The sequence below is a fragment of the Mycolicibacter virginiensis genome (genome assembly GCF_022374935.2).
Classification (GTDB): Bacteria; Actinomycetota; Actinomycetes; order Mycobacteriales; family Mycobacteriaceae; genus Mycobacterium; species Mycobacterium virginiense.
In genome coordinates this window covers 3,009,663-3,026,636 of the sequence record NZ_CP092430.2, presented here as the reverse complement: position 1 = coordinate 3,026,636, position 16,974 = coordinate 3,009,663, and the positions used below count along the sequence as shown (strand labels likewise).

The following is a 16,974-nucleotide window of genomic DNA, read 5'->3' as shown; positions in this document are numbered from 1 at the left end:
GCACACGCCTGGCACTGGCGGTGTAACCCATTGGCTTGGGAAATCGACGGAGATGGGGAAGCGCACAATGATGCATTACCGACTGATCGCCGCAGGTCTGGCCACCGGGGGTGGGCTGCTTACTGCGGCGTTCTTGCAGGCGGCGGTCGCCGTAGCGGCCCCGGGTGACGATGTCGTCGCGCCGAGTGCCACCGGTGCGGACGCCTTCACGATCGGCGGCTACACGTTTGATCCCTTCAACGAGGCCACCGGTGCGGAGGGGTTCTCCCTGGTTCACCCGCTCACCGGCTCCGCGCCTCTGCTGACCTTGGGCGGCGGCAGCCCTGGTGGTCTGCTGCCCACCGCTCCCCAGAATTTCGAGGTGTACGGTGCCGACGGCACCAGCCTGGGCAGCGTCAATTCCAGCGTGGTCGTGACCAATCTGGCGGGTCTGTCCAACACGCAGTTCACCATCACCGATGTCACCGCCGCATCCGGTGGTTCGGCGGCGGATCTGCCGGTCACGGGTTCGGTCTATGACGTCTTCAACTTCGGCGGTGGCTTTGCGAACGTCTACGTGGCCACCCCCGGTGAGGACGGCACAGTCACCGATACCTTCGTGACGCCCTGGGGCAGCATGGACCTGAGCTCGATGTTCGCCGGCTTCAATGCGGCGGACCCGCTGCAGCCGGGCGACGCGTTCGCCGCACTGCAGGCTGGGGCGTCGGGAGGTGGCGAGGACGCCTTCGCCATCGGTGGCCTCACGCTGGACCCATTCACCGGCGCGGGCGACTCTGCGGTGGAGGGTTTTGCGCCGATCATTGCGCTCGGCGGCGCGGCGCCGCTGTTGGCGATCGGCGGAGCATCGTTGGGTGACCCGAGCCACCAAGGCAATGGGCTGGCCTCCCAGGACTTTCACGTTTACAGCGGTACCGGCGACGACGCCACTCAGATCGGCACCATCAACACCGCGGTGGACGTGACCAACCTGTTGGGCATGACCAACACCCAGCTCGTCGTCACCGACGGCTCGGACACCGGCGACGGCCTGCCGGCCGCGGGGACGATCTACGACGCGTTCAACTTCGGCGGCGGTTTCGCGAACGTTTACGTCGCCACCCCGGGCGAGGACGGCACCGTCACCGACACGTTCGTGACCCCGTTCGGCAGCATGGACCTGAGCTGGTTGTTCAGCGGCATGGCCACCGGGATCTCGATGGACCCGGGAGCCGCATTCGGTGCCCTGAGCAACGGTGCCGTGGGTGAGGACGCCTTCACCATCGGCGGCACCACTTTCGACCCGTTCACCGGGTCCGGAGCCGACGCCGCCTCGGGGTTCACGCCGGTCTTTCAGACCGTCGGTGCGCTGCCGTTCCTCAACATCGGCGGCGGCACCCCGGGTGTCGACCTTGGGGGCACCTACTTCCCGCTCCCGATCACGTCGCAGGACTTCAACATCTACGACGGCACCGAGCTGCTCGGCACCGCGCATGCGCAGGAGACCGTCACCCAGTTGTTGGGCCTGACCACCACCGAGTTTGTCATCGACGGTGTGACGCCCGGTGACGGCGACGCAGCGGACCTGCCCGAGATCGGCTCGGTGTACAGCGTTTTGAACCTCGGCGGCGGTTTCGCCAACGTCTACTCCGCCATTCCCGGGCTGGACGGCGCTGACAGCACCATCACCGACACGTTCGTCACCCCGTTCGGCGACTTCGACCTGAGCGGGTTGTTCGGTGGCTTCGACGCCTCGGCCTTGATGGACCCGGGCGCTGCCTTCCTGGGGCTCGACTTCTAGCAGTTCGCCTCAACAAACACGTCCCGGGCGGTGCGCAAGCGCCGTCCGGGACGTGTTTCGTCACTGCACCTGGGCTCGGCCACGCTCCAGCACGGCCGCCCGGTTGGCGGCGACGTCGGCTCCGGTGACGGTCTGCAACCACTGCTTGGCTGCCATCGCCTCCATCCACAGCCCGGTGGCGGTCTGCGACTCGTCGATGCGGTGGTAGGAGGCCAGCAGCGCACGCACCGCGGCCTGGTTGTTGCCGACGATCGACGCCGCCACCCGCAGCGCCGCGGGCAGCAGCTCGACGTGGGGAACCACCTCGGTGACCAGCCCGGCCCGCAGCGCGTCGGCCGCCGACAGGTAATCGCCGGTCAGGCTCATTCGGCGGGCCAAGCCAACGCCGACCTTCTGGGGGAGTCGGACACTGAGTCCCCACGATGGCAGCAATCCGACGCGGGCGTGGGTGTCGGCGAATCGGGCCTGCTCCGAGGCGATCAGGACGTCGCAGTACAGCGCCAACTCCAGCCCGCCGGTGACTGCCGCACCGTTGATAGCACCGATCACCGGCTTGGTCATCGTTGGCCACTGTGGGGAAATGTCTGTCAGTCCAGTGGATTCGCCGAACTCCTTGAGGTCCAACCCGGCGCAGAACACCGGATCGGTACCCGTCAGGATCAGCACGTCGACGTCCGTGTCGGTGTCAGCATCGGCCAGCGCGCTGAAGATGGCCGCACGCAACGCGCCGGACAGCGCATTGCGGGCCTGCGGGCGGTTGAGGGTAAGGGTGCGGATGCGGTCCTGTGTCTTAACCAGCAGAATGTCGTCGCTCACCGGTTCACCGTAGCCCCGGCTACGCTGGGCGGAATGCACGGTGTGGCGTTGAAGGAGTGGAGCGCTGTCGTTGCTGCGCTGCTGGCCGGCCGGCAACGAATCCTGCTGCGCAAAGGCGGCATTCACGAGAAGCGCTTCGATGTCAGCGCCGACGAGTTCCTGCTGTTCCCGACATCGGTACACAGCCACGCCGAGCGGGTCCGTCCCGAACATCGCGATCTGCTCGCGCCGGCCGCCGCTGATTCCACCGCTGAGTACATTGTGGTTCGAGCCGCTGCGAAAGTCGTTGCGACGCTGCCCGTCGAGCGGCCCGAGGCGCTGGAGGACATTGCGGACTTACACATCTGGACCGCTGAATCGGTGCGCGCCGATCGGCTGGATTTCCGGCCCAAACATCGGTTGACGGCGCTGGTGATCCAGGTGTTCCCGCTGGCGACACCGATGCGGCTGCCGCGCAGCCCCGAGTATGCCGGCTGCGCCAGCTGGGTGCAGCTACCGATCGCCGACCCGGAGTTGGGTGCCCCGGTGTTCACCGCCGAACAGCTCGAGTCGGTGACCGCCCGGGTCCGCGACACCGTCGGCTGAAGAACTCGACGAGGTCTGGTCTACCGCCGCGACCGCAGGGTCCGAATGATCTGTGCCGAGAGTTCCGGGTCGGCGAGCAGTTGGTCGATCAGCGCCGTCATGACTTCCTGCCCGGTAATGCGAGCACATCCCACCCGGTCGGCGGCGTCGCGTTGCCAGAGGTCGAGCCCGCGATGTTGGGCCGGCGAGAGATCGACCGTGCGGCGGGTTCGAGTCTGACGCAGCGGGATTGGCTCAGTCGGCTTCATCCCCGTGTCGCGAGTCGATGCCCAGCCGGTGGCCGGGGCGCCGATACCGCGGTTATTGAGGGAATCGCTGGCAGTGCTCATTGTGTAGACCTTCGGTTGCGGTGGAACCTCACCCTGGTACTCAGGCCAGCGTAACCCGTCAACCGTCGCGACCGGCATCCGTCGTGGCCTGCGCTCCGCGGTGGCAATTCAGTGGGCCTTCGCTTCAGCGATGGCGTTGCGCAGCTGGCCAGCGAGTGCGCCGGACCACTGCGCGACGACGGCGATGCCCGAGCCGGTGATATTGGCGATGAGCCCGTTTCGGTACAGCCGTCCGCTGCGGGTTTCACAGACTGGCCTTGGCGTCGGCCAGCACGTTGCCGCGCTTGCAGCCCGCTGCCAGATCGGACTCGCGCAAATTCAGTCGATGGCAATTGTTTGCCGCATTATCAATGCAGGATTAGAGAAATGTTAGATACGGTAGATCGGTCATGATTACATTAAATACGGATATCCGTAGATCAGTGGTTCAGTAGATCAGTAGATGGCTATTGACCAGCGATGATAGGTGGTGCTGAGATAGGCGTAGCGCGTTCGGCATGAAAAATGCGGAGCGCAAAAAAATTGTCAATCCGACAGTTGTTCAGCGGCCTTCGCCGGTGCTACTCTGCGAATATCAAGATAATTTCGGGAATCTTGACGAGGGAGAGGAAATCATGTTGATTTCGCGGAATTCGTGCCGACGCGTGGCAGCCGGAGCGATCAGTGCCGGCACAATCGCCGGCGAGCTTTTGGTCGGCCCCGCGGGACCGGCGCAGGCCTCCCCGGGGGAGGTTGCGGCACCACCGCCTGCCACCGTCCAGGTGGCCGGGAACCAGGTCGGCCTTCCGACCGGGGTAGGAAACCGCCTCGGTATCGACCGCGCACCGGCGGACACCGTGTTCGCCACCGACCTACGTATGGCACCAATGCCGCAGTGGTGGGGCCACCACTGGTGGCGCCACCATCACCTGTGGCATCGCTGGTGGTGGTGGTGGTGATCGGGGCTTCGGTCATGCCACGTTTAGACCGCGGTAGGCGGCTTAGCGTCAAACCCGGACTGGTACTTGCGGCCGCACTCGGCGTAGGGGCAACCCTCGCCGGGTGCGGCGCGAGCACCGAAGTCGCTCCCGCGGCGAGTCCGGTTGCGTCCCAGAATCCCGCCGCCGAGCCCAGCCCGGCACCCTACGACATCTCACGAGTCGGCGCCGTCGCCGACGACTTTCCGCAAGGCTTCACGGCGCAGGCGCACCCAGCTAAGACGCTGGGGCAGTCCGACATCGACGGGTCCGCGGTAGCGGCGTTCACCGACGCCCAGGTGGATCCGTCGCAGTGCAGGTCGGTGGTCATCCCGCCGAATGTCGATCCGACGGTCGGCACCGAAGCTGCCGGCGTGATCGGGCAGGGAGATCAGGGCAACATGTACGTTGTCGCTTTGCGATCACCCAATCCCGTTGCGGTTGAGGCTGAACCGGCGGGTTGTGATCGGATCTCGCTGGCCGGTTCGCCGGAGGCGACCGGGACCGTGGAGCGTATCCCGGCCCCTGCCATCGCCGGCGTCACCACGACCGGGGTGAAGCTGAGCGTCGAGGGCCCCGAGGAGGATCCCGACTACCTGTACACGGCGGCGCTCGACGATCGAACGTCGGTCGTCGTCATGGGCAGTGCGGATGCGCAGCTGGACCCGCAAAGACTGATGTCAGACCTGCTGATCAAGGCCGTTTCAGCGGTCCGCGGGCAGCAGCAATCGTGAGCCGGCCAGCTGGACGGTGTGCGTAGCCGGTCGCTGAGCGGCGCCGCTGATCGCGGGTTCGTCGGTGCCCAGGTTGCGTGCGAACCGGGGATGACAGCCGCCGGCGATCAGCAGCCGGATGCGGGAGCCGACCGCGAATCGGTGGGCGATCTGGTCGAGGTCGATACGGACCGCCCCGGAGGACTGGTTGAGCCGACGATAGCCATCGCTGACATTGCGTGAGCGTCCGCGGGAGTCCACCTCGCTGACCCTGACGAACACGTCGACGTTTGGGTTGTCACTGGAATGCGCCAGTTCCACCACCGGGCTGCCGAGCACGTCGACATCCTCGGTCAGCGGCTGCCCGGTGAAGGTCAGCACGTCGCGACGGCGCGCCAATACGTCGTCGCGCTGATAACCGCCACCGGGGGCAAGCAGCCGACCGCCCACCGTGGGCGTGGGGTCGGCCGGGTCGTAGTGAAAGCTCGCCGAGTCTGTCGTACCGTCGGCCACGGGGGAGTCGCCCAGGCGCCCGCCGGGCTGCAACCACCAGCTTCGGTCCGTCGGCTCGGGCGGCCAATCCGGAAACTCACGCCAGCCCCCGCAGCCGGTGACGCAGACGCGCACCGGGCTGGTCCGCGACGGCCGCTCGGCGCCGGCCAGGTGAGTGCCTAACCAGTCCAGGGATTCCGCCGTGACGGTGCGCAGTCCCTTGGTCAGCATCTCGGTGTGGGTCCACGGGCCGACGGTCAGCGCCACCTCGGCTCCTCGGTCGCGCAACGTCCGGAACTGGGCCAGCGCTTGATCCAAGAACAGGTCTTGCCAGCCACTGAGCAGCAGCACCGGCACCTGGGTCTGCTCCAGCGCCACCGGGTAACGCATCCTGTCCCAGAACGGGTCATCGCGATCAGGGTGCTCGACCCAGGACTCGTACCAGGGCGAGCCGCCGCCCAGTAGGGCCCGGCCGGCCGAGCCCAGCGGCAGTGCGGCCGCGGCGCGTTTGACCCGGCGTTGCGCAGTCAGCTGCTGCAGCCCGGCACGGATCCGCGGACGGGCCTCCTGGTGGGCCATCATGTGGCTCCAGCCCAAAAAGTCGTTCAACGCGAATGACCCCACACCCCAGGTCGACTGGTACAGATCGTGCGGCCCGACGGTGATGACCGCCGCACTCAGCTCGGGCGGAGGGGCGGACAGCAACGCCCACTGCGTGAAGCCCAGATACGACAACCCGATGGTGCCGAACGACCCGGTGAACCACGGCTGGGTACGCATCCAGGCCACCGTGTCGGCGCCGTCGGCGGCCTCGTTGACCATCGGCTCGAACACGCCGGCAGAGCCGAAGGTGCCGCGCACACTCTGCAGAATCACCCGGTAGCCGCGGGCGGCGTACATCCGGGCGAACACCAGCGAGAATGGGAATTTGCGGCCGTAAGGGCAGCGCACCAGCAGGGTGCCGGCCACGTCGCCGGTCGGCTGGTAGTGGTCGGCACGCAGCTGGACCCCGTCGCGCATCGGGACCTGCTCCCGACGCACGGTGTAGCCGGTGGTGGGCGGCGGCAGCCGCCGCAGCGCCCGGTTCACCACAACATCGGCCAGACGCGGCGAGCTGGTGGCGGCCACGCGATCAGTACTTGTAGTGCGGGGCCAGCTGGTGGGCGCGCATCAGGTTCTCGGTGGGGCAGTCCACGTCCGGGTTGGAGTACACCGGCGAGTAGTACAGCGACTGCTGGATCAACCCGTAGCTGGTCTTGAACGCCACCATGCAGGAGAACCACCACCGGTTGTTCCACTCGGTGGGCTTCATCACCCAGAACTGCGCCGCCCGGTGCCCGTTGATGTCCATCTCGATCGCGTCGGCCGGAATCGACTCGTCGTAGCTGCGCCACACAAACGTCTCAACGGCCATCTGGTAGTTGCCGGCGTCGAATTCGCAGCGCACGCCCTCGACCGGCTTGGGCGGCGTGAACGCCAACCCCAACTGTGCGATGACGTCATAGGGAATGTCCTCGCAGGCGTCGAAGGGCCGCGGGTTGGTCAGATTGACCGCTTTACTCGAGGACGTCGGGGGTGCCAGCGGAATCGCCGTGGAGCGCAGCTGTACCCCGGGCCCGCCGGCGACGTCGTCGTTCGGAGGTGTCTGTTGCCAGACCATCACGACGGCCATCACCAGCGCCCCCAGCGCGGTGATAAGACGCAGTTTGGTGAGCATGACACTCCTCGCTTCCGCCCGGTGTTCTGCCGGGAGTGTACAAGTTGTGGCGCCGCCCACTGCCCCGAAGGCGAGAACACGTTCTAATTCTGTATGCCCACTGTGCCGATGGCGGCGACCCGCTTCGCCCGGCCGCTCTCGCGATCGCCGCGGTGCTGGTGGCGGCGACCCGCTTCGCCCGGCTCCGCCGCTCTCGCGATCGCCGCTCGGCTAAATGGCGGCGACCCGCTTCGCCCGGCTCCGCCGCTCTCGCGATCGCCGCTCGGCTAAATGGCGGCGACCCGCTTCGCCCGGCTCCGCCGCTCTCGCGATCGCCGCTCGGCTAAATGGCGGCGACCCGCTTCGCCCGGCTCCGCCGCTCTCGCGATCGCCGCTCGGCTAAATGGCGGCGACCCGCTTCGCCCGGCTCCGCCGCTCTCGCGATCGCCGCTACGCTGAATCCCCGTGACCACCCACGAGCGCAGGGCCGCAGATGGCCCAACTCTGTGGGCGATCTCTGACTTGCACACCGGCCACCTGGGCAACAAGCCGATCACCGAGGCGCTGCATCCGGTCACCGGTGACGACTGGCTGATCGTCGCCGGGGATGTTGCGGAGCGCACCGACGAGATTCGTTGGGCGCTGGATCTGCTGCGCAAGCGGTTCGCGAAGGTGATCTGGGTCCCCGGAAACCACGAGCTGTGGACCACCAACAAGGACCCGATGCAGATATTCGGCCGTTCCCGCTACGACTATCTGGTCGACATGTGCGACCAGATGGGCGTCATCACCCCCGAGCACCCCTTTCCGGTCTGGACCGAGCAGGGTGGACCCGCCACCATCGCGCCGATGTTCCTGCTCTACGACTACACGTTCCTGCCGGCCGGAGCGACGAGCAAGGCCGAGGGTCTGGCCATTGCGCGGCAGAACAACGTGGTCGCCACCGATGAGTTCCTGCTGTCGCCCGAGCCCTACGGCACCCGCGACGCATGGTGTCGCGACCGGGTGGTGGCCACCCGTAAGCGGCTCGAAGACCTCGACTGGATGACCCCGACCGTGCTGGTCAACCATTTCCCGATGGTGCGCCAGCCCTGCGACGCACTGTTTTATCCGGAGTTCTCGCTGTGGTGCGGCACCGTCGAAACCGCCGACTGGCATACGCGCTACAACGCGACCTGTTCGGTCTACGGCCACCTGCACATCCCGCGCACCACCTACTACGACGGCGTGCGCTTCGAAGAGGTCTCGGTGGGCTACCCGCGGGAATGGCGCCGCCGTCAGCCGCACCGGTGGCTGCGCCAGATCCTGCCCGAGCCGCACTACCCGCCCGGCTACCTCAACGAGTTCGGCGGCCACTTCGCCATCACCGACGAGATGCGCGAGGCCAGTGCGAAGTTCGCCGAACGGCTACGTCAGCGGCAGGCGCGATGAGCAAGCTGCTGGACAAGGTGCTTGAAGGAGCGCCGACGGGTTCGCTGGCCTGGGCCGAACGCTACGACGATCCGCCCGGGCTGGCTCCGCTGCCCGAGGAAGAGCCGCTGGTTGCCCGTTCGGTTGCCAAGCGCCGCAACGAATTCATCACGGCACGCTACTGCGCTCGGCTGGCGTTGGAAGAGCTGGGGCACCCGCCGGTCCCGATTCTCAAGGGGGACAAGGGCGAGCCCACGTGGCCCGCCGGCGTTGTCGGCAGTCTGACGCATTGCGCGGGCTTCCGCGGTGCGGTGGTGGGTCGCAGTGGCGACGTGCGATCGGTGGGTATCGACGCCGAACCGCACGACGTGCTGCCCGACGGCGTTCTCAAGGCGGTCAGCCTGCCTGTCGAACGTGACGAACTCGCAGCACTGCCGCAAGACAGGCATTGGGACCGAATTCTGTTCTGCGCCAAAGAAGCCACCTACAAGGTGTGGTTCCCGCTGACCAGGCGGTGGTTGGGCTTCGAGGACGCCCACATCACTTTCACTCTTACTGACGAAACGTCCGGTGCGTTCGTCTCTCGCATCCTGATCGATCCCGCGGCGCTGTCCGGACCTCCGCTGACAGAGCTGCGCGGACGCTGGTCGGTGGCGGGCGGCCTGGTGCTGACGGCGATCGTGCTGTGAGCACGCCCCCGCCGGCCGGCCTGGTGATCGTCGACAAGCCCGCCGGAATGACCAGCCACGACGTCGTTTCCCGGTGTCGCAGGTTCTTCGGGACTCGTAAGGTCGGCCACGCCGGCACCTTGGACCCGATGGCCACCGGGGTGCTGGTGATCGGCATCGAACGGGCTACCAAGATTCTGGGGTTGTTGACCGCGTCGCAGAAGTCTTACGCCGCCTCCATCCGGTTGGGGCAGACCACCTCGACCGAGGATGCCGAAGGCGAGGTGCTGGAGACGACTTCGGCGACGCACATCACCGACGATCAGATCGCCGCGGCGATCGCCGGACTGCGCGGCGATATCGCGCAGGTGCCCTCGGCGGTCAGCGCCATCAAGGTCGCCGGCAAGCGGTCCTATCAGTTGGCCCGCGAAGGTCACGCCGTCGAACTGCCAGCCCGGCCGGTGCGTATCGAGCGCTTCGAGCTGTTGGCGGTGCGGCGCGACGAGCCGTTCGTCGATCTGGACGTCGAGGTGGACTGCTCGGCGGGAACCTACATCCGGGCGCTGGCCCGAGACGTGGGCAACGAGCTGGGGGTGGGCGGACACCTGACCGCGCTGCGGCGCACCCGGGCCGGCAGCTTCGGGCTGGATCAGGCCCGCACCCTCGACGAACTGGGGGAGAGCCCACGGCTGAGCTACAGCCTGGATGAGGCGTGCCTGCAGACTTTTCCGCGCCGGGACCTGAGCGTCGACGAGGCAGTCGACGTCAGCCACGGCCGGCCGTTGGCCCCGGTAGGCATCGACGGGATCTACGCGGCAACCGACGCCGACGGCCAGGTGATCGCACTGCTGGAGGACTCGGGAAGGCGGACCAAATCAGTGGTCGTCATCCGGCCGGCGACGCTATAGTCCGCCGATGGCCACCGCGGAACGCGAGATCACCGAGCCGGTAGAACTGTGCGATGCGTCCGGATTGCTGAACCCAGCCGCCGTCGGATGGACCCGGACACCGCTGCACCGCTGCAACCTGCGTGGCTGGGGCCGCACCAAGCGGTGGGAGTACTGGTGTGTGACAACGCCCACCCACCTGATCGCGATCACCGTCGCCGACCTCGACTACCTGGGGGTGAGCAACGTCTTCTTCCTGGACTATTCCGGGCGTGAGGTGAGCCGCAGCTGTCTGCACCCGGGCGGGTGGGGGATAACGCTGCCTTCGAGCCTCGGCGACGGACCGGCCTCGGCTCGTGGCCTGGTCGCGATCGACCTCGCCGCCGAGCACGAAGGAACCCGGATCCGGTTCTCCTGCAAGACCTCTGCCGGCCCGATGACCGGCGACCTGTTTGTCGCGCTGCCAACCGGACACGAGACGCTGGCGGTCGTGGTGCCGTGGAGCGAGCGGCGGTTCCAGTACACCGCCAAGCACACCGCGCGGCCGGCGTCGGGTGTTGTGCGGATCGGTGGCGACACCTACGACTTCGCCGGTGGGTGGGGTGTGCTCGACCACGGCCGCGGGCGCTGGCCGGCCAACACCGTGTGGAACTGGGGGGCGGCCTCCGGACACACCGACGGCCACACGGTGGGCCTGCAGCTGGGCGGCAAGTGGACGGTCGGCACCCCCAGCACCGAGAACGCGCTCTGCGTCGACGGCCGACTGAGCAAGATCGGCGCCGAACTGGACTGGCACTACCCGGAATACAGCGGGCCGTGGACGATCCGCACCCCCGACTCCGACCAGGTGGAGCTGACGTTCACCCCGTTCCATCACCGGTCACCGTTGCCGGGGACCCATCAGTGCTTCGGGCACTACGACGGGCGGATCCGCACCGACGATGGCGCGAGTGTGGTCGTGGGCAGTCTGCTCGGCTGGGCCGAACAGGTGCACATGCTCTGGTGAGCACTACCTGGGATAGTTACATGCCAACGAGAACGTATGTAAACGTGTCCCGGCGAAGTTATGCTGACGCGCGAGTTGTGGTTGGAAACCGGTGGAGGTGGAGGGATGGCTGCGAGCAGTAGTGCACCCGCGGTGCGACGCACCCAGGCCGAGCGCAGCGCCGCGATGCGCACCCGCCTGCTCGACGCCACCATCGAAAGCCTGGTGACCTACGGCTACTCCGGCACCACCACGCCGCGTATCGCCGAACTGGCCGGCGTCACCCGGGGCGCCCAGATCCATCACTTCCGGTCGAAAGAAGACCTCGTCGTCGCCGCCATCGAACATCTGGCCCAGCAGCGCACCCAGGCCGCCATTCGGGAGCTCGGTCAGGTCCGATCCATTCCGGACCCGGTGGCAACCGCCCTGGATTTCCTCTGGGAAGCCCACCAGGGGCCGATGTTCATTGCCACCGTGGAACTTTGGGTCGCCGCCCGCACCGACCGGGTCCTGGCGCAACACATCGAGCGAGTCGAGGGTGTCGTCAACGGGACCCTGGTTGCCGCGATCGCCCAGTTGATGCCCGGGCATCCGGCGCAGAAGGAGATCCGCAACGTCGTCTACACCGCGATGGATGTGCTGCGCGGCATCCTGGTGTCGAATTTCGTCGACGATGATCCCCAGCGCGCCCGCCGGCGTTGGGAGCGGGCCTGCGTGCACCTGCGTCAGGTGGCGGCCGGCGTCTTGCCGCAATCCGACTGATTTCGCAGGTCGACAACACACCGCACTGTCGTGCTCTGGCGCCTCTCTGCGCACCCTTGTATAGATGCAATCAGGCCTGTATGTTTCCAGTCACTGGTCGGAGGCGAAAGGAAACCATGGCGAACAAGGTGTATGTGATCGGCGTCGGGATGACGAAGTTCGAGAAGCCGGGCCGACGACAGAACGACGACGGATCGGCCTGGGACTACCCCGACATGGCCCGGGAATCCGGCACCAAGGCGCTGGCCGATGCCGGGATCGACTACCGCGAGGTGGAACAGGGCTACGTCGGCTATGTCTACGGCGAGTCCACTTCCGGGCAGCGAGCGCTGTACGAGTTGGGCTTGACCGGGATCCCGGTCGTCAACGTCAACAACAACTGTTCCACCGGCTCGACCGCGCTCTACCTTGCTGCACAGGCGATCCGGGGCGGGCTGGCCGACTGCACCATCGCGCTGGGCTTCGAGAAGATGAAGCCCGGCTCGCTGGGGTCTACCTACGACGACCGCGCCCAGCCGATGGAAAAGCATGTGCTCGCGCTGGCCGAGATTTCTGAGGTGTTGTTCCCGGTGGCGCCGTGGATGTTCGGCGCCGCCGGCCGCGAGCACATCAAGCAACACGGCTCCACCGCCGAGCATTTCGCCAAGATCGGCTACAAGAACCACAAGCATTCGGTCAACAACCCCTACGCCCAGTTCCAGGACGAATACAGCCTCGACGACATCCTGGGCTCGCGGATGATCTACGACCCGCTCACCAAGCTCCAGTGCTCGCCGACCTCGGACGGCTCCGGGGCGGCGATCCTGGCCAGCGAGGCGTTCGTCGACAAGCACGGCCTGTCCGGGCGGGCTGTCGAAATCGTCGGGCAGGCGATGACCACCGACTTCGGCTCCACCTTCGACGGCTCCGCCAAGAACTTGATCGGCTACGACATGAATGTGCAAGCCGCGCAACGTGTCTACCAGCAGTCCGGCCTGGGGCCGGAAGACTTCCAGGTGATCGAACTGCACGACTGCTTCTCCGCCAACGAGCTGCTGCTCTACGAAGCGCTGGGGCTCTGCGCCGAGGGTGACGCGCCCAGGCTGATCGACGACGGCGACACCACCTACGGCGGTCGCTGGGTCGTCAACCCGTCCGGCGGCCTGATCTCGAAGGGACACCCGCTGGGGGCCACCGGCCTGGCGCAGTGCTCCGAACTGACCTGGCAGCTCCGTGGTGACGCCGACAAGCGTCAGGTCACCGGTGTCACCGCCGCGCTGCAACACAACATCGGCCTCGGCGGCGCCGCCGTGGTCACCGCCTACCAGCGCGCCGAGCGCTAAACCATCGACAACCGAGGAGAACATCCCATGGGACACATCGAAGCCACCAAAAGCCTTGCCGTCAGCCCGAACGCGTTGTGGGACACCATCAGCGACCTGTCCAGCTGGGACAAGTGGTTCACCATCCACGAAAAGTGGCTCACCGAGCCGCCTGCGGCCTTGGCGCCGGGTTCGACGTTGACGGCCAAGATCGTCATGCTCGGGATGGCGAACAAGATCGAATGGACCGTCGAGAAGGTCATTGATAAGGACGGGTACCCACGCAGTCTGACGCTGTCGGGCACCGGCATGGCGGGGGTGAAGTGCCGCTTCGACTTCACGGTCACGCCCGACGGTGACGGTTCCCAATTCAGCGTGGCCGGCGACTTCGAGGGCGCGCTGATCAAGGGTGCGCTGGGCAAGGCGGTCGAGAAGGACGGCGCCAAGCAACTCGACAAAACCCTCGCCCAGCTCGAGGCGCTGGCCGCGTCGGCGGTCTGAGGCGGCCTGAGATGGACGACGATCTGGCATTCGACGACGCCGGGCTGGACAAGTGGAGCGACGAGGACCACTTCGACGTCACCCGGGAACGGATCGTCGAGTACGCCGAGGCGACCAACGACCCGATCGCCGCGCACCGCAGTGGCGACCTCGCGCCGCCGGTGTTTGGGATTGTGCCGGTGTTCGAGTCACTACTGGTCCCAGCCGTGGAGGTGGCACCGGTCGAGCTGATCCCGCGGGTGGTACACGGCGAGCAGGATTTCTGGTTCCACCGGCCCATCCGACCGGGAGACAAGCTGGTCTCCCGCGGCAAGATGATCGGCTACGAAGGACTGGAGAAGGGCACCCGCGCGGCGATTCTGCTCGAATGCCGCACCGAGGAAGGCGAACTGGTCAACGAGCAGTACGTGACCTGCTTCTTCCGCGGACACAATGCGGGCAAAAGAATCGGCGAGCTCAGCCCCGGACACAAGTTCGACGACGCACTGCGCGAGCAGGCGCCGGTGGCCAAGGTCGTCCAACACGTCGACCACGACCAGACGTTCCGCTACGGGCCGGCCGCGGGTGATCCGATGCCGATCCACCTGGACGAGGAAGTCGCCCGCGACGCCGGACTGCCAGGGATCATCGCGCACGGCCTGTGCACCATGGCGTTCACGTCTTGGGCGGTGCTCACCGAGGTGGCCGGCTCAGATGTCAGCCGGCTACGGCGATTGGCGGTGCGGTTCTCCAAGATGGTGCTGCCCGGCGACGACCTGGAGACCCGGATCTGGACCAGCGGTCGCGGCGACGGCGCCACGACGTACGCATTCGAGACTGCGCGCGTAGGCGCCGGTGAAATGGCGATCACGGACGGCTTGGCCGTCATCGCCGACTAAGACATCAAGGAGTCATACATGGGTGTATTGGATGGCCGGGTCGCGGTGATCACCGGCGCCGGACGCGGTATCGGGCGCGAACACGCCCTGCTGTTCGCGGCCGAAGGGGCTGCGGTGGTGGTCAACGACCTGGGTGGAAGCAACGCCGGCGAGGGCTCCGACAGCACCACCGCGCAGCAGGTCGTCGATCAGATCGTGGCCGCCGGCGGGCGCGCGGTGGCCAACACCGACAGCGTCTCCGATTGGTCGTGCGCGAAAAGCCTTGTCCAGCAGGCCATCGACGAGTTCGGCCGGTTGGATGTGTTGGTCAACAACGCCGGAATCCTGCGGGACGCCTTCATCCCCGGCATGGAAGAGGCGCAGTGGGATGCCGTGGTCGCGGTACATCTCAAGGGGCACTTCGCGATGCTGCACCACGCCGCGGCGTATTGGAAGTCGCAGTCCAAGGCAGGGGAGCAGCCCAACGCCGCGGTGATCAACACCGCCTCGGGGTCCGGGGTCACGCTGCCCAACGCCGGTCAGGCGAACTACGGCGCGGCCAAGGCCGGGATCGCCGCATTGACCCTGATTGCCGCCGAGGAGCTGGACCGCTATGGGGTGCGGGTCAACGCCATCGCCCCCATCGCCCGCACACGACTCACGCTGGCGACTCCCGGCATGGGCGCACTGATGGCCGAGCCGGAGGACGGAGAGTTGGACCTGTTCAGCCCGGCCAACATCTCGCCGCTGGTGGCCTATCTGGCCACCGAGAAATGTCCGATCACCGGCGCGGTGTATGCGGTGCAGGGTGGTGCCATCTCGCGGCTGTCCGGCTGGCACGACACCGACACCATTGAGACCGACGGTATCTGGCAGATCGACGACATCGCGGCGAGGTTGCCATAGCCACCGGCGACGATGCAGAACGAAGTGATGCTGAGGAGACGGAGTAGAAGATGATCGAATGGTCCGATACCGACGAATTGGTCCGGCAAAGCGTCCGGGAATTCATCGACCGGGAGGTCCGGCCGAACCTCGATGCGCTGGAGAGCGGCGAACTGCCGCCGTATCCGATCCTGCGGAAGCTGTTCGCCGACTTCGGGATCGATGTGATGGCGGCCGAAGCCATCAAGAGCCGACTGGAAAAGGCGCACGCGCGACAGACCTCCGAAGGCGCGAGCAAGCCTGCCGGTTCGTCCGAGGGCGGTTTCGGCGATCTGGGTGCGCAGGCCTCGATGGGGTTGATCCTCGTCAGCGAACTCGCCGGCGTCAGCTTGGGATTGGTCGCCGCGGTCGGCGTCAGCCTCGGCCTGGGAGCCGCGACGATCATGTCGCGCGGCACCCTGGCGCAGCAGGAGCGTTGGTTGCCCGAGCTGGTCACCTTGGAAAAGATCGCCGCCTGGGCGATCACCGAGCCGGATGCGGGCTCCGACGCGTTCGGCGGGATGAAGACTTATGTCCGGCGTGACGGTGACGACTACATCCTCAACGGCCAGAAGACGTTCATCACCAACGGTCCCTACGCTGACACTCTCATCGTCTACGCCAAGCTGGACGAACAGGACGGCGCCGATCCGCGCACCCGCAAGGTGCTCACCTTCGTCCTCGACGCCGGTATGCCGGGCCTGACCCAGGGCAAGCCGTTCAAGAAGATGGGCATGCACTCCTCGCCGACCGGTGAGTTGTTCTTCGACGACGTGCGCTTGGGGCGCGACCGGCTGCTGGGCGAGACCGAACAGCACACCGGCGGGGACGGGCGTGACAGTGCCCGGGCCAACTTCGTCGCCGAACGGGTCGGGGTGGCCGCCCTGGCGCTGGGAATCATCAACGAGTGCCATCGGCTCTGCGTCGACTACGCCAAGAGCCGCACCCTGTGGGGCCAGAACATTGGGCAGTTCCAGCTGATCCAACTCAAGCTGGCCAAGATGGAGGTGGCCCGGATCAACGTGCAGAACATGGTGTTCCAGACGCTGGAGAAGGCCAAGCGCGGCAAGATCCCAACGCTGGCCGAGGCGTCGGCGATCAAGCTGTACTCCTCGGAGGCGGCCACCGAGGTCGCGATGGAGGCGGTGCAATTGTTCGGCGGCAACGGCTACATGACCGAGTACCGGGTGGAGCAGCTGGCGCGCGACGCCAAATCGCTGATGATCTATGCCGGCAGCAACGAAGTCCAGGTCACCCACATCGCCAAGGGATTGCTCAGCGGCTGAGCGCTGCTTCGGCTGCTCTGATACGCCGG

General features: G+C 66.7%; 18 protein-coding genes. 14 read left to right on the top strand and 4 right to left on the bottom strand.

All coding sequences use genetic code 11. From position 1 onward, the window contains the following. Nucleotides 1-52: 52 nt before the first annotated feature. Nucleotides 53-1,777 carry a hypothetical protein gene (locus MJO54_RS14650; RefSeq protein ID WP_165607696.1) on the top strand — a complete coding sequence of 575 codons (1,725 nt, stop codon included), beginning with the start codon at nt 53-55 and terminating at the stop codon, nt 1,775-1,777. Nucleotides 1,778-1,837: 60 nt separating this feature from the next. Here MJO54_RS14650 and MJO54_RS14645 read toward each other — a convergent pair whose 3' ends face one another. Next, on the bottom strand, nt 1,838-2,593 hold the full coding sequence (locus tag MJO54_RS14645; protein ID WP_240175127.1) for an enoyl-CoA hydratase: 756 nt from the start codon (nt 2,591-2,593) through the stop codon (nt 1,838-1,840). A gap of 33 nt (nt 2,594-2,626) precedes the next feature. Here MJO54_RS14645 and MJO54_RS14640 point away from each other — a divergent pair, with 33 nt between their 5' ends. Continuing rightward, complete coding sequence (locus MJO54_RS14640; RefSeq protein ID WP_046284718.1) at nt 2,627-3,178, top strand: DUF1802 family protein; 552 nt, start codon at nt 2,627-2,629, stop codon at nt 3,176-3,178. Between the two features lie 20 nt (nt 3,179-3,198). Here MJO54_RS14640 and MJO54_RS14635 read toward each other — a convergent pair whose 3' ends face one another. Next, nucleotides 3,199-3,507, bottom strand: coding sequence for a hypothetical protein (locus tag MJO54_RS14635; RefSeq protein WP_046284730.1), 309 nt, complete (start codon nt 3,505-3,507; stop codon nt 3,199-3,201). A 614-nt stretch (nt 3,508-4,121) separates the two neighbouring features. Here MJO54_RS14635 and MJO54_RS14630 point away from each other — a divergent pair. After that, nucleotides 4,122-4,445, top strand: a complete 324-nt coding sequence (locus MJO54_RS14630) for a hypothetical protein (RefSeq protein ID WP_240175126.1) — start codon at nt 4,122-4,124, stop codon at nt 4,443-4,445. A 14-nt stretch (nt 4,446-4,459) separates the two neighbouring features. Continuing rightward, nucleotides 4,460-5,197 carry a DUF5642 family protein gene (locus MJO54_RS14625; RefSeq protein ID WP_240175125.1) on the top strand — a complete coding sequence of 246 codons (738 nt, stop codon included), beginning with the start codon at nt 4,460-4,462 and terminating at the stop codon, nt 5,195-5,197. Here MJO54_RS14625 and MJO54_RS14620 read toward each other — a convergent pair. Then, nucleotides 5,168-6,796 carry a CocE/NonD family hydrolase gene (locus tag MJO54_RS14620; protein WP_240175124.1) on the bottom strand — a complete coding sequence of 543 codons (1,629 nt, stop codon included), beginning with the start codon at nt 6,794-6,796 and terminating at the stop codon, nt 5,168-5,170. The two genes, MJO54_RS14625 and MJO54_RS14620, sit on opposite strands and share 30 nt — an antisense overlap. Nucleotides 6,797-6,800: 4 nt before the next feature. Continuing rightward, nucleotides 6,801-7,385: a DUF3558 domain-containing protein gene (locus tag MJO54_RS14615; RefSeq protein ID WP_046284715.1), complete on the bottom strand. Its 585-nt coding sequence runs from the start codon at nt 7,383-7,385 to the stop codon at nt 6,801-6,803. A 444-nt stretch (nt 7,386-7,829) separates the two neighbouring features. On the opposite strand from MJO54_RS14615, the gene pptH reads away from it, so the two are divergent. The 10 genes from pptH (at nt 7,830) to MJO54_RS14565 (ending at nt 16,945) form a co-directional block, all read left to right on the top strand. Continuing rightward, nucleotides 7,830-8,795: an ACP phosphodiesterase PptH gene (pptH, locus tag MJO54_RS14610; protein ID WP_064888621.1), complete on the top strand. Its 966-nt coding sequence runs from the start codon at nt 7,830-7,832 to the stop codon at nt 8,793-8,795. Beyond that, nucleotides 8,792-9,463, top strand: coding sequence for a 4'-phosphopantetheinyl transferase PptT (gene pptT, locus MJO54_RS14605; RefSeq protein ID WP_046284713.1), 672 nt, complete (start codon nt 8,792-8,794; stop codon nt 9,461-9,463). The genes pptH and pptT overlap by 4 nt, the downstream gene beginning before the upstream one ends. Next, entirely contained in the window at nt 9,460-10,350 is an 891-nt protein-coding gene (gene truB / locus MJO54_RS14600; RefSeq protein ID WP_065153163.1) for a tRNA pseudouridine(55) synthase TruB, read from the top strand. Before pptT ends, truB begins: the two co-directional genes overlap by 4 nt. A gap of 7 nt (nt 10,351-10,357) precedes the next feature. Then, a complete protein-coding gene (locus tag MJO54_RS14595) occupies nt 10,358-11,335 on the top strand; it encodes a DUF2804 domain-containing protein (protein ID WP_240175123.1) in 978 nt (325 codons plus the stop codon). Nucleotides 11,336-11,440: 105 nt separating this feature from the next. Beyond that, complete coding sequence (locus MJO54_RS14590) at nt 11,441-12,076, top strand: TetR/AcrR family transcriptional regulator (RefSeq protein ID WP_240175122.1); 636 nt, start codon at nt 11,441-11,443, stop codon at nt 12,074-12,076. A gap of 116 nt (nt 12,077-12,192) precedes the next feature. After that, nucleotides 12,193-13,398 carry a lipid-transfer protein gene (locus MJO54_RS14585; protein ID WP_240175121.1) on the top strand — a complete coding sequence of 402 codons (1,206 nt, stop codon included), beginning with the start codon at nt 12,193-12,195 and terminating at the stop codon, nt 13,396-13,398. Between the two features lie 27 nt (nt 13,399-13,425). Beyond that, nucleotides 13,426-13,878 (top strand): type II toxin-antitoxin system Rv0910 family toxin, encoded by a 453-nt coding sequence (locus MJO54_RS14580; RefSeq protein WP_240175120.1) that lies wholly within the window; start codon nt 13,426-13,428, stop codon nt 13,876-13,878. 11 nt (nt 13,879-13,889) lie between these two features. Beyond that, entirely contained in the window at nt 13,890-14,756 is an 867-nt protein-coding gene (locus MJO54_RS14575) for a MaoC/PaaZ C-terminal domain-containing protein (RefSeq protein WP_240175119.1), read from the top strand. 18 nt (nt 14,757-14,774) lie between these two features. Then, nucleotides 14,775-15,641, top strand: a complete 867-nt coding sequence (locus MJO54_RS14570) for an SDR family oxidoreductase (RefSeq protein ID WP_165797891.1) — start codon at nt 14,775-14,777, stop codon at nt 15,639-15,641. A 50-nt stretch (nt 15,642-15,691) separates the two neighbouring features. Then, nucleotides 15,692-16,945, top strand: a complete 1,254-nt coding sequence (locus MJO54_RS14565) for an acyl-CoA dehydrogenase family protein (RefSeq protein WP_046284705.1) — start codon at nt 15,692-15,694, stop codon at nt 16,943-16,945. Nucleotides 16,946-16,974: the final 29 nt, after the last annotated feature.